This is a genomic window from Geobacillus sp. WSUCF1, assembly GCF_000422025.1.
Lineage (GTDB): Bacteria > Bacillota > Bacilli > Bacillales > Anoxybacillaceae > Geobacillus > Geobacillus zalihae.
The window spans coordinates 1-19,044 of record NZ_ATCO01000111.1 but is presented as its reverse complement, the minus strand read 5'-3'; the positions used below and the strand labels follow the sequence as shown (position 1 = coordinate 19,044).

The 19,044-nt window shown below is 52.9% G+C and carries 19 protein-coding genes and 3 pseudogenes; 6 read left to right on the top strand and 16 right to left on the bottom strand.

All coding sequences use genetic code 11. From position 1 onward, the window contains the following. Positions 1 to 39: 39 nt before the first annotated feature. Positions 40 to 1,087 (bottom strand): annotated as a pseudogene (holA, locus tag I656_RS0116000) (DNA polymerase III subunit delta). Positions 1,088 to 1,371: 284 nt separating this feature from the next. Here holA and I656_RS18060 point away from each other — a divergent pair. Further along, positions 1,372 to 1,506 (top strand): YqzM family protein, encoded by a 135-nt coding sequence (locus I656_RS18060; protein WP_011231993.1) that lies wholly within the window; start codon positions 1,372 to 1,374, stop codon positions 1,504 to 1,506. A 70-nt stretch (positions 1,507 to 1,576) separates the two neighbouring features. Here the strand turns inward: I656_RS18060 and I656_RS05415 are convergent, their stop codons facing one another. The 3 genes from I656_RS05415 to I656_RS05425 form a co-directional block, all read right to left on the bottom strand. Beyond that, positions 1,577 to 3,826, bottom strand: coding sequence for a DNA internalization-related competence protein ComEC/Rec2 (locus I656_RS05415; RefSeq protein WP_020755681.1), 2,250 nt, complete (start codon positions 3,824 to 3,826; stop codon positions 1,577 to 1,579). Next, positions 3,823 to 4,293, bottom strand: coding sequence for a ComE operon protein 2 (locus I656_RS05420; protein WP_020755680.1), 471 nt, complete (start codon positions 4,291 to 4,293; stop codon positions 3,823 to 3,825). Before I656_RS05420 ends, I656_RS05415 begins: the two co-directional genes overlap by 4 nt. Before the next feature lie 129 nt (positions 4,294 to 4,422). Next, on the bottom strand, positions 4,423 to 5,046 hold the full coding sequence (locus I656_RS05425; protein WP_033006026.1) for a helix-hairpin-helix domain-containing protein: 624 nt from the start codon (positions 5,044 to 5,046) through the stop codon (positions 4,423 to 4,425). 103 nt (positions 5,047 to 5,149) lie between these two features. Between I656_RS05425 and comER the strand changes: the two genes are divergently transcribed. Continuing rightward, positions 5,150 to 5,968, top strand: coding sequence for a late competence protein ComER (gene comER, locus I656_RS05430; RefSeq protein WP_020755678.1), 819 nt, complete (start codon positions 5,150 to 5,152; stop codon positions 5,966 to 5,968). A 673-nt stretch (positions 5,969 to 6,641) separates the two neighbouring features. Here the strand turns inward: comER and I656_RS05440 are convergent. From I656_RS05440 to I656_RS05475, 8 genes are read right to left on the bottom strand one after another with little or no spacing between them, the layout of a single operon-like run. After that, the gene (locus I656_RS05440) at positions 6,642 to 7,385 is read right to left on the bottom strand and encodes a class I SAM-dependent methyltransferase (RefSeq protein ID WP_033006019.1); all 744 of its coding nucleotides are present in this window, start codon (positions 7,383 to 7,385) and stop codon (positions 6,642 to 6,644) included. Continuing rightward, on the bottom strand, positions 7,382 to 7,738 hold the full coding sequence (rsfS, locus tag I656_RS05445) for a ribosome silencing factor (protein ID WP_013144688.1): 357 nt from the start codon (positions 7,736 to 7,738) through the stop codon (positions 7,382 to 7,384). The genes I656_RS05440 and rsfS overlap by 4 nt, the downstream gene beginning before the upstream one ends. Beyond that, on the bottom strand, positions 7,735 to 8,313 hold the full coding sequence (gene yqeK, locus I656_RS05450; protein ID WP_020755673.1) for a bis(5'-nucleosyl)-tetraphosphatase (symmetrical) YqeK: 579 nt from the start codon (positions 8,311 to 8,313) through the stop codon (positions 7,735 to 7,737). Before yqeK ends, rsfS begins: the two co-directional genes overlap by 4 nt. After that, positions 8,222 to 8,872 carry a nicotinate-nucleotide adenylyltransferase gene (locus I656_RS05455; protein WP_020755672.1) on the bottom strand — a complete coding sequence of 217 codons (651 nt, stop codon included), beginning with the start codon at positions 8,870 to 8,872 and terminating at the stop codon, positions 8,222 to 8,224. Before I656_RS05455 ends, yqeK begins: the two co-directional genes overlap by 92 nt. A gap of 39 nt (positions 8,873 to 8,911) precedes the next feature. Then, complete coding sequence (gene yhbY, locus I656_RS05460; RefSeq protein ID WP_013524182.1) at positions 8,912 to 9,205, bottom strand: ribosome assembly RNA-binding protein YhbY; 294 nt, start codon at positions 9,203 to 9,205, stop codon at positions 8,912 to 8,914. Positions 9,206 to 9,208: 3 nt separating this feature from the next. After that, positions 9,209 to 10,039, bottom strand: a complete 831-nt coding sequence (aroE, locus tag I656_RS05465; RefSeq protein ID WP_033006017.1) for a shikimate dehydrogenase — start codon at positions 10,037 to 10,039, stop codon at positions 9,209 to 9,211. 23 nt (positions 10,040 to 10,062) lie between these two features. After that, positions 10,063 to 11,172, bottom strand: coding sequence for a ribosome biogenesis GTPase YqeH (yqeH, locus tag I656_RS05470; protein ID WP_033006028.1), 1,110 nt, complete (start codon positions 11,170 to 11,172; stop codon positions 10,063 to 10,065). A gap of 2 nt (positions 11,173 to 11,174) precedes the next feature. Next, entirely contained in the window at positions 11,175 to 11,690 is a 516-nt protein-coding gene (locus I656_RS05475) for a YqeG family HAD IIIA-type phosphatase (protein ID WP_013144682.1), read from the bottom strand. Positions 11,691 to 12,017: 327 nt separating this feature from the next. Here I656_RS05475 and I656_RS0115995 point away from each other — a divergent pair, with 327 nt between their 5' ends. Beyond that, positions 12,018 to 12,158: a sporulation histidine kinase inhibitor Sda gene (locus tag I656_RS0115995; RefSeq protein ID WP_008879941.1), complete on the top strand. Its 141-nt coding sequence runs from the start codon at positions 12,018 to 12,020 to the stop codon at positions 12,156 to 12,158. 35 nt (positions 12,159 to 12,193) lie between these two features. Here I656_RS0115995 and I656_RS05480 read toward each other — a convergent pair whose 3' ends face one another. After that, positions 12,194 to 12,988 (bottom strand): phosphatidylserine decarboxylase, encoded by a 795-nt coding sequence (locus I656_RS05480; protein ID WP_013144681.1) that lies wholly within the window; start codon positions 12,986 to 12,988, stop codon positions 12,194 to 12,196. A 123-nt stretch (positions 12,989 to 13,111) separates the two neighbouring features. Here I656_RS05480 and pssA point away from each other — a divergent pair. The 3 genes and pseudogenes from pssA to motB all read left to right on the top strand — a co-directional run bounded on the left by pssA (position 13,112) and on the right by motB (position 15,403). Continuing rightward, positions 13,112 to 13,650 (top strand): annotated as a pseudogene (pssA, locus tag I656_RS0115990) (CDP-diacylglycerol--serine O-phosphatidyltransferase). 174 nt (positions 13,651 to 13,824) lie between these two features. After that, positions 13,825 to 14,616, top strand: coding sequence for a flagellar motor stator protein MotA (gene motA / locus I656_RS05485; RefSeq protein ID WP_020755664.1), 792 nt, complete (start codon positions 13,825 to 13,827; stop codon positions 14,614 to 14,616). Next, positions 14,609 to 15,403: a flagellar motor protein MotB gene (motB, locus tag I656_RS05490; protein WP_020755663.1), complete on the top strand. Its 795-nt coding sequence runs from the start codon at positions 14,609 to 14,611 to the stop codon at positions 15,401 to 15,403. Before motA ends, motB begins: the two co-directional genes overlap by 8 nt. Positions 15,404 to 15,535: 132 nt before the next feature. Here the strand turns inward: motB and ytvI are convergent, their stop codons facing one another. From ytvI to I656_RS0115985, 3 genes and pseudogenes are all read right to left on the bottom strand, one after another. Continuing rightward, the gene (gene ytvI, locus I656_RS05495; protein WP_020755662.1) at positions 15,536 to 16,561 is read right to left on the bottom strand and encodes a sporulation integral membrane protein YtvI; all 1,026 of its coding nucleotides are present in this window, start codon (positions 16,559 to 16,561) and stop codon (positions 15,536 to 15,538) included. 80 nt (positions 16,562 to 16,641) lie between these two features. Then, the gene (locus tag I656_RS05500) at positions 16,642 to 17,253 is read right to left on the bottom strand and encodes a DedA family protein (RefSeq protein WP_020755661.1); all 612 of its coding nucleotides are present in this window, start codon (positions 17,251 to 17,253) and stop codon (positions 16,642 to 16,644) included. Between the two features lie 371 nt (positions 17,254 to 17,624). Then, positions 17,625 to 18,892: pseudogene (locus tag I656_RS0115985) on the bottom strand (cation:dicarboxylate symporter family transporter). Between the last annotated feature and the right edge of the window lie 152 nt (positions 18,893 to 19,044).

The following is a 19,044-nucleotide window of genomic DNA, read 5'->3' as shown; positions in this document are numbered from 1 at the left end:
TTTTTCTTTATGTTCACGGCAAACGGCCGGGCGATCGCTTCACCGCCGGCCGTGGCGCCCCGCTTGCGCCGGGCGGGTGCCCCAGCGCATCAGAAGCAGCTCAACGGCCAACCGGCGATCGACCGCTCCGCTTTTCACCTCGTAATCGGCGTCAGCGAGCTCGTTGATCGCCTCAGCAAGCTCTCCGTCAGCGAAGCGGGCCGCTTGAGCAAGAGCGAGCTTGACGCGGAACGGGTGCACCTTGAGCGCCGCAGCAATTTGCGCCTGCCCGTAGCCTAAGGAGGCAAGCCATTTCACTTGCGAAAGCAAGCGGAAATGGGCGGCGAGCAGCGCCAAAATTTTGATCGGCTCTTCATTGTTTTCAAGCAGATCATAAAACGTCTGCAACGCCGCTGGAATGTCGCGCTTCGCCACTTGCTCGACAAGCACAAATACGTTTTCTTCCGGCGTGCGGGCGACAAGCCGTTCAACCGCCGCCGCCTCGATGGTTCCGCCCGATCCGGCAAACAGGGCCAATTTATCGATTTCATTCGCCAAGGCGGAAAGCTGCGTCCCGGCCCGCCGCAACAGGACATCAATCGCCTCGTCGCTTGCTTGCGCCCCTTGGCTCTCGATGCGGCGCCGCACCCAAGCCCGCAGCTCCGCTTCGGCGAGCGGGGCGGCGATGACGACTTCGCTTTGCTCTTTGGCGAGCTTCGTCATTTTTTTTTCGCTCATCAAGCTTCTCGTACGGCGCGAAAAAGACGACGATCGAAAACGGCGACGGCGCCTTCAAGTACGCCTCCAGCTTCGCCAAATCATGTTCGATCTCCTTCTCTTTTTCAGACGTAAAAAAATATGGATGCTTGATGAGAATGACACGCCGCTCGCCGAAAAACGGCGCCGTCTCGGCCTCCTCAAGCGCCGCCTCGATCGGCGTTTCCTCGCAGTCGTACACAGCCAAGTTCCACTCCCGCTCCTCGGGGCCAAGCGCTGCGTTCACCAATCGCTCATACGTTTCCATTAATAAAAACGGCTCATTGCCGTATAATAAATAAAGAGGAGAAAAACGCCGTTTTTCAATGTTTCCCCATACGCGTTCCAACATGTTCCCGTCTCCATTTCCAAGCGAAAGTCTCTGCTAGAAAAGATACACCGTTTTTCGCCATTTTACAAGGGAACCGGCTGCCGAAAAAACCGGTTCCCCTTTATATAAACGCCAGCCTATAAGTCCTAGGACCTTATTGGCCAGCGGGTTATTTTTATGTTTTCCCAGCTGTTTGAAAGTATTTGTGTCAACTGTTGTCAAGGAAGGAAAAGAAGCGAGCGGCGGTAGATTTTTCGCGCGTTTTCGTCTATACTAAAAATGATTGAACGAGGAGGGGGAAAACGATGAACGTATTTGAAAAGGAAGTGCAAAGCCAACGAAATGACGCCGTCGATTCCGCCGTCGGATTCATCGTGTCGTTCGGCTTTTTCGCTACCATGTTCATCATCGCCACATTGATCGAATTTTTCGGTCGATAAGGATTGCTTACATAAGCAATCCTTATTTTTTGTTTTGGCTGAAACGTTCCGTTTTTTTGTGCACTACATCTTATGGTTTCATCACCTGAAAGGTTCCACCGTTTTCGTCATACACATAGCAAATGGCCCCGTTTTCATCCGTCCGCCAAATGATCGCCCGTTGTTGCCCAAGCCGCATAAGCACCTCGGGGGACGGATGCCCGTAGCGATTGTAGCGGCCGACGGAAATGATGGCCGCTCGCGGCTTGACCGTCCGCAAAAACGGCTCTGTTGTCGACGTTTTGCTGCCGTGGTGGGCGACTTTCAATACATCGACACGCAGCGTCGGATAAGCGCGGATGAGCGCCTGTTCCGCCTCTTCCTCGATATCCGCAGCAAACAGCCATGTCAAGCGGCCGAGGCGGGCGAGCAATACAAGCGAGCCGTTATTATCCTCATTGTTTCCCGCCTCCGGGTGCAATACGGAAAACGCGGCATCCCCCACCTTCCACCGATCCCCCCGCACGCTGGCGGCCACCGGCACGGAAAACGGGCGCGCCATCGCCTTGACGGCCGGCAGCGCTCCTGGGCTTGTGACAATCTTCTTAACGCGCACGGCTGCCATCACCTCGGGAGCAGACCCGATATGGTCGGCATCATCGTGCGTCAAAATCAGCTGATCAAGCGTCCTCACCCCTTGGGCTTTTAAAAACGGCACGACAACGTCGCGGCCGACAGAAAACGGACGCGACCGCTTGCGCCACGGTTCGCGCGCCCATTCCGGCGTCCCGCCCGTGTCAATGAGATAGACTGCTTTGCGATGCGGAAGCTCAATATAAATGCAGTCTCCTTGTCCAACATCCAATATCGTTACTTCTCCCTTTGGATTCATATACGGAGAAGCCATATGCAGCGCCGTCGCCGCCGCCACCGCTGTCAATCCGCGGATCAGGCGGCCGCGTTCCCAATCCAAAAACGCCGCCGCGATGGCTGTCAGATAACCAGCTAAGCACCACGGCCCCGGACGGCCGAGCACAAGCATAAACGAGTAATCGACCGAGAAAAAATGGACAACCGCATCCGTCAGCTCAATGAGACGGCTAAACAGCCAAATGAGCGGAGAAAAGGGAAAAACTGCGGATAGAAAAGCGAGTGGCAAGATGACAAATGAATACCAAGGGACAAAGAAGACATTGAGTCCTACGCTCCAAACAGAAACTTCATAAAAATGGTAAAGCAAAACCGGCAGCGCGGCAAGCTGAGCGGCGAGCGCGGTCTGAAACAAGTTTTGGAGCATCGAACGAGCAGAGGCGAGCACCGATACATGGGCGAGAAGGGCAAACGTGACAAGAAACGATAGTTGAAAACCGACATCCCAAACCATATAGGGGTCAAAGACGAGCAGGGCAAGCGCTGTCCAACTCAACGCATCCAGCGGATGGATCCTTCCTTTTTTCCACTGGATGGCCAACACAATCATCCCGGTCGCACAAGCGCGCAGCACCGACGGCGAAGCGCCGGCGAGCACCGCATACATAGGCAAGAAAACGAGCAAAGCAAGCACGGCCGCTTCGCGCGTCACAAACCGAATGGCAGCGGCCAACGCAGCACTGACAAGCAGGGTGACATGGCCGCCGGAAATGGCCAACAAATGGATGATCCCGAGCTGCTGGTAACCGCTAATCACTTCCTCGTCCAACGAGCGGCGTTCGCCATAAATGAGCGCAGCGGCGATGCCGGCCGCTTCCGGCGGAAACCGGGCTTCAATGCGGCGGACGCCAGCCTCGCGAATGGCTTCAAGCCGTTCGATGATGGCGGGACGGACGCGCACGCAAGCAGAAAGATCGATCGCCTCAGGGAGAAAGAGCCAATGAATGCGGTGGCGGCGCAAATAAAGGCGGTAATCAAACGCATACGGATTGCCAGCTGGCATGGGGCGCTCGAGCGTTCCCTTTAGCCGGCACACGACCCCAGGCATGAGGTGCGCACGCAGCGCTTCTTTTTCCGCAGCCGTCCGAATGATGTAACGGAGCTGCACCCGCTCCTTGCCAGCTTGCACCGCCGCCTGCAATCGATCGCCGTCGATCGCCGGCGCGGCGGAAAAACGAACGGAAAGCGAATGACGGCCGCCGGAAAGGGAAGTTTTGTTATGATGATCAATGATGAGAAAATAGACAAAAAAGAAGAGAGCTGCAACGAGAGCAGGAAGGAAACAGTGCGGCCGGCGGATGAAAAGAAGAAGGAGATACACAACGAGGAGAAGACAGGCGGTTTGGGACGGCGAGGCCGCCGCGACGGCCAAAAGCGCCGCCGCGGCGGGATAGACGGCTTGTCCCTTCATGCTTCACCTCCGCCGCTGGCAAGAAAGGCAAACACATCCGTTTTCAGCGGCACTTGCACGAGCCGGACGCCAGCTTGAGCAAACAGCTCCAAGGCGTACGGGTGGTTTTTGTAGTCTTGGGCGTAATAGACAGCGCGGATGCCGCTTTGAATGATCGCCTTGCAACAATGCAAGCACGGAAAATGGGTGACATACATCTCGGCCCCCTCGGTCGGGACGCCGAACTTGGCGCATTGCAAAATGGCATTCATTTCCGCATGGATCGTCCGTACACAATGGCCGTCAATCACGTAGCACCCTTCATCGGTGCAATGGGCGCCGCCGGCGATCGAGCCGTTGTACCCGCCGGCGATGATGCGCTTATCGCGCACAATCGTCGCTCCGACGGCGAGCCTTGTGCACGTGCTGCGCAGCGCGAGCAAATGGCTTTGCGCCATAAAGTATTGATCCCATGTGATGCGTTCCATTTTCCATCCCTCCGCTCGTTTCCATGCTTTTAGTCTACCCGCCGCCTCCTTCCCCCGTCAACGCCGAAAAACGTCTGCAACAGCCTTGATCCGCCCATAAACGAGAATCATTGCGCTCCCCCGCCTCGCTTACGGCACAAGCAAATACGGCTTCAATTTCTCCAGCGTTTTTTCGCCAATTCCGGTTACATTCAACAAATCCTCCACCCGCCGAAACGGCCCGTGTTCTTCGCGATAGGCGATGATCGCTTTTGCCTTCGCCGGTCCGATGCCGGGAAGCTGCATCAATTCCTCTTCCGTCGCCATATTGACCGCCACTTGCGTCCCGTCCCGAGCCCCATCGTTCAGAGACGTAAAAGTGGCATTTGACGCCGCTGCGGCCTCGCCTTTTTTCGGCACGTAAATCATCATTTCATCGCGCACTTTTGCCGCCAGATTGACTTTCGTTTCATCCGCCTCGTCCGTCAATCCACCGGCGAGGGTGATGACATCGCGAACGCGGGCGTCCGCCGCCACCTCGTACACTCCTGGTTTCGCGACCGCCCCTTTCACATCCACCACAGCGGTTTTTGACGCCTCGTCCTTTTTTTCTTCCGTCCGGGAGGCATCCGTTTCAGCCGCCGCCGGCAAGACGACTTGCCCCTTTTCATCCGTCGGATGACGAAACACCCATAACCCCGCCGCCGCAGCAAACAACAAGAACATCCCTACTTTCCCATACCGTTTGCCAAGCTCCTGCACATGCTCCCACATACGATCCCATCCTTTCCATCTCAAGTCATAAACCGAGCCTTTTTCTCATACATATCGAAAAAGAGAGTTCCGGCAAACCAAAACCGGGAGGGGGGGACGACACATGAACATCGGCGTCATCGGCACGGGGAATATGGGCACCATCTTAATCGAAGCGTTCCTCGACTCCGGCGCCGTGAAAGCGGATCAGCTCGTCATCACGAACCGCACGCTTGCAAAAGCGTTTGCCATACAACGCACATATCCCGGCATCACGGTGGCTGCCAACGCGGCTGAAGTCGTCAAACAATCCAGTCTCGTTTTTTTATGCGTCAAGCCACTCGACATCCATCCATTATTGCAACAACTGGCCCCGCACTGGACAAGGGAGCATTGCCTTGTGTCGATCACAAGCCCGATCAGCGTAAAACAGCTTGAAGCAGCCGTCCCTTGCCAAGTCGTGCGCGCCATTCCGAGCATTGCAAACCGGGCGCTCTCCGGCAGCATCCTTGTCACCTTCGGATCACGCTGTTCGACCGCCTGCCGGCAAACGATCGATGATCTTCTCCGGCGCATCGCCTCGCCGGTGTACATCGACGAGGCCATCACCCGCGTCGCCTCCGACATCTCAAGCTGCGGCCCGGCGTTTTTCAGCTATTTGCTTCAGCGCTTCATCGACGCCGCAGCGGCCAAAACCGCCATCACGAAGGAACAGGCGACGATGCTGGCGACCGATATGATCATCGGCCTTGGGGAACTGCTCAAGCGGAATCTGTACACATTGCCAACGTTGCAGGAAAAAGTATGCGTCAAAGGCGGCATTACCGGGGAAGGAATCGCTGTGTTGGAACAACGAATGAACGGCGTCTTTGAAGAAGTGCTGGCGAAAACACATGAGAAGTTTAAAGAAGATGTGGAGAAGGTGAAGCAACAATTTTCATAGGTTTCATTCGACGCAGAAAGGGAAATTCCTGCTTTGTTTTGCAAAAAAGATATCCCTTGAACCTTCAGCTAGGAGATAATGTTGCAATCCTCACCCAGCCTTTTGGCTGGGTGCAATCGATTATTAGCCCGGCATTTGCGAGGAGATATTGATGTTTCAATCCTCACCCATCCCTTTTGGATGGGTGCAATACAAAATGCCGATGATATGTGCGGCAAGATAGAGGAAATATTCCTGAAATATATTCGGATTATGTAAATCATTGGGATGGCGTTGAGCAATAAGAACCGTGCTGTTTCCATTGCTGTTCGATACGATCCTCTTTGGGCTTGGCATGTCTTCTATTTCAAAATTCCCGTGGCGTATGAGCATAAACATCATTCATTTTCAATTCGACCCCCATCAGACATTTTCTCTTAGGACATTTGCCTTATATTTATTTATTTCGACCAATATCTTCATAATCCTTCTAACTCACACATCTTTTTCAATTTCCCAGCCGTCAATCGCGTCGATCGCAACGTTTGGCCATACATTCCCCCCCTTCTTTTCCACATGCGCATAAAAAAAGAGCCCCTCCGGCTCTTTTTTCTTTCCCCACTTTCAGTGATGTTCCATCAACCTCTTGCAACAGCATCTTTTTTGGCTGCTAAGGTCCCTCACCACACGCCCCTCACCTCTTCCGCGCGACGAAAAACAACCGTTCCGCCGTCTCGGTCGGGGGCGCATTGGTGAAATCGGCGGTCACCTCGAGCACCTCAAAGCCAGCGGAATCGAGCCATCGCTCATAGACAGCGCGCTCGAACGTGCGCTGTTCATGCCATTCGTCATAGCGCTCATAAAGATCGCCGCGGCGGACGAAAAACGTCAGTTCGTGCCCGACGCTGTGCGGCCAGTCAAGCGGATGGCACGTCCATATGTAGCTGAGGTCGTCATCCTGGTCCGCAAACACGGCGTCGCGGAACAGGACGTCCATTTTGTAGACCGAATGGACATCAAACAAAAGCAGCCCGCCGCCGCCAAGGGCGCGGGAGACGGCGGCGAACGTCCGCTTCACATCCTCTTCATCCGTTAAATAGTTGAGAGCATCGCAAAACAGGAAGGCGCCATCGAGATCAGAAAACCCGTCGAGCTCCGCCATGTTTTGTTCGAAAAACGGCACCTCCACTCCCGCCGCTTCGGCTTTCGCCTGGGCGACGGCGAGCATATGTTCAGAGAGATCAACGCCGGATACTTGCCATCCGGCCTTGGCAAGGCGGATGGCAAGCTCTCCCGTCCCGCAGCCGATGTCAATGACCCGTCTCCCCGGCCGTTTGGTGTATTGGGCGAATGCCCGTTCCACAAACGATTGCCATGCATCATACGGCGCCTCGGCCATGAGCGCATCGTACCAATCGGCGAAACGAGCATAGGTCATGGCTGCAGCACAGCCGCGACGTCTTCCGTCGGGGCGTCCCCCCAAAGCCGTTCGAGGTTGTAATACTCGCGCTCCTCTTTGGCAAAAACATGCACAACGATGTCGCCCAAATCGACAAGCACCCATTTCGCCTCCTGGAATCCTTCAACCCTCTTCACCGCTAAGCCGTGTTCTTCCGCTTGGTCTTGAATTTCGCGGGCGATGGCCTGCACTTGTTTGTCCGAATTGCCATGGCAAATGACAAAATAATCGGCGACAAGCGAAATGCCTTTCATGTTCAAGACGACAATGTTTTCCGCCTTTTTATCATCCGCCGCGCGGACGACAAGCTGCAACGCCTCTTGTTCCGTCACTGTTTTGCTTCCCCCTTCACTTCACGCATGAGTGAATTGTACGCATGAATCGTATCTGGATAAATGAGCTGGCGCTTCTCAAGCAAAAACGCGATCGTATTTTTCACCGCCTGCAACAGCGCCCAGTTGAGGTCTTCTTCCGCCAAGCGCCGTACGTCGTCAACGCCCGGGAAGCGGCGCCCTGGTTCCATATAGTCGGCCAAATAAATAATTTTTTCAAGCACCGTCATTCCAGCCCTTCCCGACGTATGGTAGCGAATGGCATCCAGCACCTCTGGATCGTTGATGCCGACTTCTGTCTGCACCAAATAGGCGCCAACGGGCGCATGCCATAGCTCACTGTTGTAAGCAAGCAAATCGTTGGGCATATTTTGCGCCAAAATGATTTGTTTCATTTCTTCAACCGGGCGGAATTTCGCATAGTCATGGAAAATGGCGGCCAATTCCGCTTTTTTGACGTCGGCGCCATACTGGTTGGCTAGCTTAACGGCCGTTTCGACAACGCCAAGCGTATGCTCGTAGCGCTGCTCGGTCAGCTGTTGTTTCACGATCAGTAACGCCTGTTCTCGCTCCATATAGCCCCTTCTCCTCAATATAAAGTCTGACGCCTTCCGGTACAAGATAGCGAATCGTCTGTCCGTTCCGCACCCGCTCGCGGATGAGCGAGGAAGAAACAGCAAACTGCGGCGCCTCAACTTCGATGACCGGATACGGCGTTTCCATGGAAAACCCCGGCCGCTTGACGCCAACAAACGTCACCAACTCGATGAGCTCATCGATGCGGTGCCAATTCGGCAAATATTCGACCATATCGGCGCCGATGATGAAATAAAATTCGTCATCAGGATGCATCGCGACAAGCTGCCGGATCGTGTCGTACGTATACGAAGGCCCTTCCCGCTCGAGTTCGATCGTCTCAATATGAAAGCGCGGATGGCCAGCCACCGCCAACTCGAGCATGCGCAGCCGATCCTCGCTTTTCGTCACTTGTTCGTGCTGCTTATGGGGAGGAATGCGGTTGGGCAGAAACCAAATTTCTGACAACTGAAGGGCGTCAAGCACTTCATTCGCCATGAGCAAATGACCGTAATGAGGCGGATCAAACGTGCCGCCGAAAACCCCGATTTTTCCCATCTTCTTTCCTCCCGCCGCCTGCCGTGGCTGCTCCCATTGTCAATCAGGCAGAACGATTTGTTTATGCTCCTTCGATTCTTTGTATAAGACGATCGTATTGCCGATCACTTGCACGACTTCCGCCCCCGTTCCAGCCGCGAGCTGCTCGGCGACGGCGTGGCGGTCTTCTTCGCAGTTTTGCAACACGCTCACTTTCAACAGCTCGCGCGCTTCGAGCGCCGCCGCAATTTGTTCGGTCATCGCTTCCGTCACGCCGCCTTTGCCGACTTGAAAAATCGGTTTCAAATGATGGGCTTGAGCGCGCAAAAACCGTTTTTGTTTTCCCGTTAGCATATGTTACCTCCTTAACGCTTCGATGACAAGCTGTTTCATCCGGTTGACATCCGGCCATTGGCCGGTCCACTTTTCGAACGCCAGCACCCCTTGGTATACGAGCATGCCGACGCCGTTTTGCACACGGGCGCCGCGGGCTTTCGCTTCTTTCAGCCATTTTGTTTCCAGTGGATTGTAAATAATATCGGAAACGATCACCCCTGGCCGCAGCCGTTCAAGAGAAAGTGGCTGCACCTCGACACGCGGATGCATGCCGACAGAAGTGGTATTGATAATAATATCGTATTCGTCAAGCCGCGTTTCCGCCTCGGCGAGCGAAAAATACGCCGAGCGGCCATCCCCCCCTTCGCGGACGAGCCGCTCCGCTTTTTCCACCGTCCGGTTGGCCATATCGATGCGCTCGGCTGCCGTCGACAGCAACGAAAAGTAAATGCCGCGCGCCCCGCCGCCAGCGCCGATCACCAAAATCCGCTTGCCGTCGAGACTGACGTCCATTTCCTCCTCGAGCGCCTTGACGTAGCCAGGTCCGTCCGTATTATAGCCGACGAGCCGGCCGTTGTCGTTGACGATCGTATTGACCGCCCCGATGCGGCGCGCCTGCTCGTCCACTTCGTCCAAAAACGGAATGACCGCCAGTTTGTGCGGAATCGTCACGTTCACCCCGGCGATGCCGAGCGCCCGCACGCCAGCGATCGCCGCACCGACTTGCCCCGGTTCGACGGAAAACAAATGATAGCGCGCCGGAATGCCCAAACGGGCGAATGCATCATTATGCATGAGCGGCGACAGCGAGTGCTCGACGGGAAACCCAATCAACCCGTATACCTTTTCCACGTTTCTCCTCCTCCCGCTTTCCATTAAATCAACGATTGACGGATAAATACGTCGACCCCTTTTGGAGCATGGACGACAAGCTGAGCACCCAGGTCGTTGCACGTCACCCAGCCGAGTCCGGAAAAGACGATGTCTGTCTTCCGCTCTTTGACAGACAGCGAGCGCGGCACAAGCGGCGGAAATTCAGCGGCATAGCGTTTGTTTGGCGGCGACAGCAAATCGCCAAGCTGATTGGCATAAAGGGAGTCGGCTTTTTCCAACTTTGTCCGATGAACCGTCAACTCATTGGCCATGTAGCAGACGAACGAGCGGCGCCCGCCTTTGATGTAATCGAGGCGGGCCAAGCCTCCGAAAAAGAGCGTCTGCCCTTCGTTGAGCTGATAAACGCGCGGATGGATTTCCCGCTTCGGCGTAATGATCTTCAAATCGCGCGCATCAACAAAGTGCGCCATTTGGTGATGGTTGATGATCCCCGGCGTATCATACAGCGTCGCTCCACCCTCAAGCGGAATTTCGATCATATCGAGTGTCGTCCCCGGGAAATATGACGTGGTAATCACATTCCCTTTGCCGGTCGCCTCTTCAATGATCCGATTGATGAACGTCGACTTGCCGACATTCGTGCAGCCGACGACGTAGACATCGCCGCCCTCACGGTAGCGGTTGATCGCTTCCATCACCTTCGCCATGCCAATTCCTTTCGCTGCGCTGACAAGGCAGACGTCAACCGGACAGAGCCCGAGCTCTTCCGCCATGCGGCGCATCCAGCGCAGCAGCTTCGGGTATTTGACCGACCGCGGCAATAAATCCGCCTTGTTGCCGACAAGCAAAATCGGATTATCGGCCGCAAACCGCGGCAAGCCAGGAATCCAGCTGCCGTTGAAATCGAAAATGTCGACGATGTTGACGACAAGCGCCTTCGATTCCCCGATGCGGTGCAGCATGTTTAAAAAATCGCTGTCATCAAGCGGCACGTCTTGCACTTCGTTGTAATGTTTCAAGCGGAAGCAGCGCTGGCAAATGATTTCTTCCTCGTCTTTTTCGAGCACGCTTTTCGGCGCATAGCCCGCCTTTTTCGGATCGTCAAACTGAATGGCCGCTCCGCAGCCGATGCAACGCAGTTGTGGCTCCACGATCATTCCTCCCAGTAAATCATCCCTTTTTTGCGCATCACCTTTAAAATTCTCCGCTCCATTTTTCGATTGAAACGCGTCCATAATCCGTCCGTCTGGGCGACCGGGACGACTAAAATCGTGTTTAGTCCGAGCCGGTTGCCCCCAAGCACATCCGTCAGCAACTGATCGCCGATGACGACGACTTCCTCTTTCTTAAGCTCCATCATCTTTAATGCCTGCAAAAACGCGCGTGTCAGCGGTTTGCGCGCTTCAAAGATGAACGGGATGCCAAGCGGCTCCGCAAACGACTGCACGCGTTGTTGATTATTATTCGATACGATGACGACCTTAATGCCCGCCTGCTTCATCGCATCAAACCATGCGGCCAGCTCCGGGGTGGCGCTCGGCCGATCCCATTCAACAAGCGTATTGTCCAAATCAGTGATGATCCCTTTGACCCCTTTTTGTTTCAGCTCATCCGGAGTAATGTCGATCACACGCTTGGCAAACTGGCTTGGCAAAAAGTAGTGAAGCATGCCGGACACCCGCCTTTCCATTTGCTTTTCCCATCATAGCGAATTTTAACGTTTGTTTCAAAACAAAGTTTACCGATGATAAATAGAAAAAACTTTCGACAAATTTCGCGACTGTCCATCTTGTGGATAACTGTTGCCCACATTATACACAAGCTAGTCATCACACTTCCTGCGTTTTATAAACATGTTTTCCACATGTTATCCACCACCTTCTGTGGATAACAGAACGGTTGTTCTCTCTCCCAAGTCATGGTACATTGTAAGTAACCTACCATTATATGTATGACATGTTTGGCATATTCCATCCAAAAAAGGAGGACACCCCCGATGAAACATTTGTCCGACGAGTTGTTGATCGAGTCGTACTTCAAGGCGAAAGAGCTCAATCTCAGCCCGGAATTCATTGAGTTGATTGAAAAAGAAATCCAGCGCCGTTCATTGACTCACAAAATTAAGCTGTCCTCATAAGAGAAGGCCTCGGGCTTTTTTTGTTTCCGACAGCCTTAGTGCTCGTGCGCCTCGCACCAATAGCCGAGCCGCTCGCCGACTTTGATCGGCATGGGCGCAGCAATGCGCGGGTCAGGGGCGAAACTTCCGCGTTCAAACAGCAAGACGACCGTTGAACCGAACGAAAAATACGCCATTTCCTCTCCTTTGACAAGCTGCTCACTCTCATGGGTCAATTCAATGCTGTTGACGAACATGGCGCCGATTTTCACGATCGCCAAGCGCTTGCCGCCGGCTGTGACCTCGGTGATGAGGCGGTAATTTTTCTCGAGCGGCCGACGCCCATATTTTAAGCCAAGACGATTGACCGGATACGACTTGCGGCCGAGCGCCCACTGCTTTTCGATCACTCCAGATATTGGGCTGTGGATGCGGTGATAATGGCTCGGGCTTAAATACAGAATAAAAAAGAACCCGTTCACATACGGTTGTGCCGCTTCAACGCTGCCGAGCATTTCCGCAATGGAATACGGCTTTCCCTTGACGATCATTTCACAGTTTTCTCGAATCGTGCCCATGTCTTCAATGACAGCGTCGACCGGGCTGACGACCGTATGCTCATCAGCGTCGACCGGCCTCACCCCGGCCTTCAGCCGGCGGATGAACAGTTGCTGCAACGTCTTATAATTTTTTAGGCTTTTTTCCATTTCGTCTTGGTTAATATGATAAATTTTTGCATACGATGATATCAATAGACCGCTGAGGCGCGATTTGGCAAACGAAGCGAGCAGCTTTGAAGAAAGCGAGTGATTGGTCAGCTCGATGAACAAACGATAAAGCCATTTTCGCAAGCACGTTCCCTCCAGTAGCGCAACATCGCCATTCGTTACTACCTTCCATATTACCGCCAAAATGAGTATAATGGTAGTAGAATTTTCTTTTGGCGTTTTCTGTTGGAAAAGGAGTGGAGAAACTTGTTCTTATCGGATTATTTAGACTATACCTTAAAAAAGCTGAAAGCCAATGCAGCAAACATTTTGACGATGACCAACTTGTCGCTTGGCGGCTTTTCCGTCCTGGCTACGCTGAAAGGGCAGCTTCATATGAGCGTGCTGCTCGTTTTTTTAGCAGCGTTTGTCGATCGCTTTGACGGCGCTGTGGCGCGCAAGATGAACATTGAATCCGAACTTGGCAAGCAGCTCGATTCGATGAGCGACATCGTCTCCTTCGGCGTCGCTCCCGCCTTGCTGATGTATCAGGGGTTGTTCTATGAATTCGGCGCGCGGGGGCAGTGTTCACCATCTTGTATATCGCCTGCGGCGCCTTCCGCCTCGCACGCTTCAACATCACAGAAAACAACGGCTACTTCGCGGGGCTGCCGATCACCGCCGCCGGGGTGCTGATGACGCTCGGTTATTTAGCCATCCCGTACTTTCCGCCACAATCGTTTATGTTTTTAGCGCTCATTTTATCGTTTTTAATGGTCGGCACGTTTAAACTGAAAAAAATATGATGATCACCGGAGCTGCCCTTTCCGTCAGCCTAATGGAGCGGGCGGCTTTTTCCCTTTCATGTCACACCTTTTTCCCTTTTCAACCTCCTTTATTCAGTATATGATAAATATGGTTTCTTTATCAAAACGCCTCATGGCGTAGATCGTTCGTATGGAAAAAGCGGGGGGATTCATTTGGACAAAACATCGATCATCGGCATCATCCTTGGCGTCATTGCCGTCGGGTTGGGCATGTACTTTAAGGGCGTTTCGCCTGCTGTATTGATCAATCCGGCCGCCATCCTCATCATTCTCGTCGGCACGGCGGCAGCGGTCATTATCGCGTTTCCAATGAAGGAAATAAAAAAAGTGCCAAAATTGTTCAAAATCATTTTTACTGAACCGCCCACACCGTCGATCGACGAGCTCATTCCACTGTTCGTTGACTGGGCCAACATCGCCCGCCGCGAAGGGCTTCTGGCGCTTGAGGCGAAATTGAACGACATTGACGACCCGTTTTTGCGCAACGGGCTCAGCATGGCCATCGATGGGCAAACGCAAGAGTTCATCCGCGATGTCATGACAGAGGAAATCGTTGCCATGGAAGAGCGCCACGAAGCGAATGCCGCGATTTTTTCCCAAGCAGGCACGTACGCGCCGACGCTCGGGGTGCTTGGGGCCGTCATCGGCCTGATTGCCGCCCTTGGCAATATGGAAAACATCGCCGAGCTCGGCAAGGCGATCAGCGCCGCTTTTGTCGCCACAATGCTCGGCATTTTCACCGGCTATGTGCTTTGGCATCCGTTTGCCAACAAACTGCGGCGGAAATCGAAGGAAGAGGCGCGCGTGCGCTACATCATGGTTGAAGGAGTGCTGTCCATTTTGGAAGGACAAGCCCCGCGCATGATCGAACAAAAACTCGCCTCATACTTGCCGGAAAGCGAGCGGCAGCAGGCGCTGACACAAGGGGAAACGGCCAATGGCTAAGAAAAAAAAGAGCAGCCACGAAGAGCATATGAGCGAATCATGGCTGATTCCGTACGCAGATTTGTTGACATTGCTGCTCGCACTATTCATCGTTTTGTTTGCAAGCAGCCAAATCGACCAAAAGAAGTTTCAAGAAATTGCGCGCGCCTTCAGCACCGCCTTTGCCGGCGGAACGGGTGTTTTTGATTTTCAAAGCCCCATTGAACCAATCACGCCGCCTGCAGAAGACGAAAAAGGACGGCAGCAATATCAACAGCAACAGTCTCAGAATCCTCCTTCGTCTATAAACGAAGGAGAAAAAGAAGAGCTGAAACAAATCCAAGCGAAAATTGACAGCTATATTCATCAAAAACACTTGACAGGGAAATTGCAGACATCATTGACGGACGAAGGGCTCGCGATTACCATTTTGGATGATATTTTATTCGACTCCGGCAGCGCCGAAGTGCGCATGAAAGACCGGCGTCTTGCGGCGGAAATCTCCGCTTTGCTCGTCATGAACCCGCCGCGCAACATCATGATCAGCGGCCATACGGACAACGTGCCGATCCATAATGAGAAATTTGCTTCCAACTGGGAGCTGAGCGTCATGCGCGCCGTCAATTTCATGAAAGTGCTGCTTGAAAACAAGCAACTCGACCCGCGCTATTTCAGCGCTAAAGGGTATGGCGAATACAAGCCGATCGCCTCCAACGCCACCGCTGCCGGGCGGATGAAAAACCGGCGCGTCGAAATTTTAATTTTGCCGCGCACCGACGTCAATGATTCGTCCACATCCACTCAGTGACCGCCGCGCCTTCAGCGGGCGGTTTTCTTTAGCCGTCGCTTTGCCAAAACTCTCTTTTCCATGTCCAAACAGAAAAACCGGCGGTTCGCCGGTTTTTCCTCCTTCGTCCGCAAAGACCTTTATTCGAAAAAATCAAAGCTTGATCGTCCATTTAATGACTCCGGCTTTGGCAAGCGCCTCAACCAAAATGACAACGACCGGCCCGACGAACAACCCGATAAAGCCAAGCAGCTGAAACCCCAGATAGACGCTGACGAGCGCGGCGAGCGGGGAAATGCCCAAATTGGTGGAAAACACTTTCGGCTCAATGATCCGGCGCACGACGGTGATGACGACAAACAGCACGATGAGCCCGATGCCAAGCGTATTGTTGCCGTTCGCCATGCTGATGAGCCCCCACGGAACAAGCACGGAACCCGTTCCTAAAATCGGCAAAATATCAACGACGACGATGACCAGCGCCATCAACGCCGCATAGTCGACCCCCAACACGAAAAGGCCAGCCAGCGCGAGGAAAAACGTAATTAAACTAAGCAAAAACTGCGCTTTTAAAAAGCCGATCCCCGCTTTGCTCAGCTGGGCGACGACCATCCCAAGCCGCTGTTCGGTCCGTTCGGACAAATAGCGGCGCATGCCTTGCTTCAGCTGCGGCAAATCGAGGCAAATGAGAAACAGTGCGATCAAATACACTAAAAAATGAATCAAAAACGCCGGAATGGCGGCAATATAATGGACGAGCGACTGCGTCAAGTTGGTCGCAAACGACAAAAGCATTTGCTCGACGGTATTGACGCCGCGTTCAAGCGAATCGATGATTTCCTGCGGAATGGAGCTGGAATACGACTGCCACGTTTGAATGAGGCGGTCGAGCACTTTCGTCGCTTCGTTTAGCACATAAGGCAGTTTTTGCGAGAGCGCCATCACTTGTTGCACAAAAATCACGACTAGAAAGTAAAGGGAAAGCCCAAGAATGATGATGAACAATGAAAAAATCACCGTGACGGCGTGCGCGCGCTTCAGCTTATAGTTTTCTTGCAATCGGCGGATGGACGGCTCGAGCAAAAGCGCGGTCGCAAGTGCGAAAAGAAGAGGCACGCTGTATGGCACAAGCCATAGCCCCACAGCGAATAGCAACGCAATGATCATCCAACGTTTCACGTTCGTCCCTCATTTTTCATAAAAATTTAGCCAAAAGATGGTTCATGTATAAATATAGCCGACAGCATGCGGACGGGCAACTATTTCATGCGCTCGTTTTCATCTGCAGCGCGGCGTCGTCGTTGCCAAACGATGTAAATCACCGCCACCGCCACCGCCGCTGCAATAGCCGGTCGGACGTATGGCGCCGCCATCTCGTCAATTTGCCGCCATCGTTGGCCAAGCTGCTCTCCCAACCAAATAAACAAGATGGACCATGGGATGATGGCCAACACCGTGTAAATCGTAAACGGCAACCACTTCATCCGCGCAATGCCGGCGGGGATCGAAATCGCATGGCGGACAACGGGGATAAACCGGGCGCTGAAAATGACGCCGGGGCCAAATTTCGCAAACCAGCGTTCCGCCACATCCAAATGTTTTTTCTGGATCAATACATATTTCCCATACTGATCTAGAAACGGCCGTCCGCCATAGTAGCCCATCCAATACAAAAACAACTGCGCCACCGTGCCGCCTATTGTCCCAGCTGCCACGGCCCCAGCAAATGAGACATCCCCCCGCGCTACCAAATAACCGGCATAAGCCAACACGATCTCGCTGGGGATCACTTCCACCATCAAGGCGAGAGCGATGCCGACATAGCCTAAACTGGTCAAAAAGGAAAACATCGATTGAATGACTTCGTGCACCGTTTTTCCTCCTTGTCTTTCGCTTCCTTGTCCATTTTTTCATTATACTATACGTTCCTTGCCAACAAAACGGGAAAAGCGGCTGATCATTCAGCCGCTTTCACGAGTGTCGATGATCATCTATATAGATGCAATTTAAAGCTTTAACATTTTTCGTCTTTGCCGGTCATTGCATCCGACTGTCGAGTGACCGAACAACGCCGCTTAAAGACCCATGAATGGGTCTGTGAAGCGGCGTTGTTCGGTCTTCCGTCACGCTAAGGCGTGACGGAGGCAAGCCACACGCTTGCCGACTACGGCAGAAAAGCTAGGAATAGGACGATGTCAACTGGTTTTTAATGGTTAATCAACACATCTGAGCCACTTTTCTCTTAGGCGCTTTGCTGCTGCAACTCAGCGATGTATTGTTTTCCTTGTTCTTCGTTATATTGCCCTTCCCATTTCGACATCACAACCGCCGCCAGCGAGTTGCCGATGACGTTGACCACTGTGCGCGCCATGTCCAAAAGACGGTCGATGCCGGCGATAAACGCCAATCCTTCAACTGGAATGCCAACTGTGCCAAGCGTTGCCAATAAGACGACAAACGATACGCCTGGGACACCGGCAATCCCTTTGGACGTCACCATTAAAACGAGCACAAGCGAGATTTGCTGTGAAATCGGCATGTCGATGCCGTACAGTTGAGCGATAAAGACAGCCGCCAGCGCCTGATACAGCGTCGACCCATCCAAGTTGAACGAATAGCCGGTCGGAACGACAAAGGATGTTACAGCCTTCGAACAACCGAATTTCTCCATTTTTTCCATAACCTTAGGCAACACGGTTTCCGAGCTCGACGTGCTATAGGCAAGCACTAATTCATCCTTTAAGATTTTTATAATATGGAAAATATTTGTATTTACCAATTTGGCCACAGCGCCAAGCACCACCAACACGAAGAATGCCATGACCGCATAAACGAGCACAACAAGTTTGCTGAGCGGAAGGAGCGAAGCGACGCCGAATTTCGACACCGTCACGCCGATTAGGGCGAAAACGCCAAACGGCGCAAACTTCATCACTTGGTTCGTCACATAAAACATCGCTTCCGCCGTGCCTTGGAAAAAGCGAAGCACCGGTTTCCCTTTTTCACCGATCGCGCTACGCCCAACCCGAACATCACCGAGAAGAAGATGATCGGCAGCATATTCCCGGTCGACAGCGCTTCAAACACGTTTTTCGGCACGATGTTGACAAATGTTTCAACCATCGAATGGTGCTGCACTTCGTTCGTCGTATCGACATACGACTGGATATCCGTTTTCTCAAGCGACTTCATATTGACGCCGACGCCTGGTTGGAAAATGTTCGCTGCCAAGAGGCCGACGATAATGGCAATCGTCGTAATGATCTCAAAATAAAGGATCGTTTTGCCGCCCAACTTTCCGAGCTTTTTCACATCACCGACGTTGGCAACGCCGACAATCAAGCTCGAGACGACGATCGGGATGACGATCATCTTAATTAAACGGAGAAAAACATCTCCGATCGGCTGCAAATACGTCGCTACTTTAGGGCTTCCGTAAAAAATGGCCCCAACCATAATCCCGAGAATAAGGCCGATGAAAATTTGCCATGCCAAGCCGATCTTGCGCATGATGCTTTTTCGCCTCCTTTAGACAAATTTAGACAAAAGACGACAAAATTATTTTACTTTTAAAAATAAAATCTGTCAATATTTTTGATTGAAATCGCTTCATCAAAGGATACAAATGAAAGAATTAAGTTTTTTAACTCACATTTCGCACC

Bases quoted from the DNA above. Each gene is read 5' to 3' on its own strand.
- I656_RS18060 (WP_011231993.1), top strand. From the start codon at position 1,372: ATGAACGTATTTGAAAAGGAAGTGCAAAGCCAACGAAATGACGCCGTC.
- I656_RS05415 (WP_020755681.1), bottom strand. From the start codon at position 3,826: ATGAAGGGACAAGCCGTCTATCCCGCCGCGGCGGCGCTTTTGGCCGTC.
- I656_RS05420 (WP_020755680.1), bottom strand. From the start codon at position 4,293: ATGGAACGCATCACATGGGATCAATACTTTATGGCGCAAAGCCATTTG.
- I656_RS05425 (WP_033006026.1), bottom strand. From the start codon at position 5,046: ATGTGGGAGCATGTGCAGGAGCTTGGCAAACGGTATGGGAAAGTAGGG.
- comER (WP_020755678.1), top strand. From the start codon at position 5,150: ATGAACATCGGCGTCATCGGCACGGGGAATATGGGCACCATCTTAATC.
- I656_RS05440 (WP_033006019.1), bottom strand. From the start codon at position 7,385: ATGACCTATGCTCGTTTCGCCGATTGGTACGATGCGCTCATGGCCGAG.
- yqeK (WP_020755673.1), bottom strand. From the start codon at position 8,313: ATGGAGCGAGAACAGGCGTTACTGATCGTGAAACAACAGCTGACCGAG.
- I656_RS05455 (WP_020755672.1), bottom strand. From the start codon at position 8,872: ATGGGAAAAATCGGGGTTTTCGGCGGCACGTTTGATCCGCCTCATTAC.
- yhbY (WP_013524182.1), bottom strand. From the start codon at position 9,205: ATGCTAACGGGAAAACAAAAACGGTTTTTGCGCGCTCAAGCCCATCAT.
- I656_RS05475 (WP_013144682.1), bottom strand. From the start codon at position 11,690: ATGCTTCACTACTTTTTGCCAAGCCAGTTTGCCAAGCGTGTGATCGAC.
- I656_RS0115995 (WP_008879941.1), top strand. From the start codon at position 12,018: ATGAAACATTTGTCCGACGAGTTGTTGATCGAGTCGTACTTCAAGGCG.
- motB (WP_020755663.1), top strand. From the start codon at position 14,609: ATGGCTAAGAAAAAAAAGAGCAGCCACGAAGAGCATATGAGCGAATCA.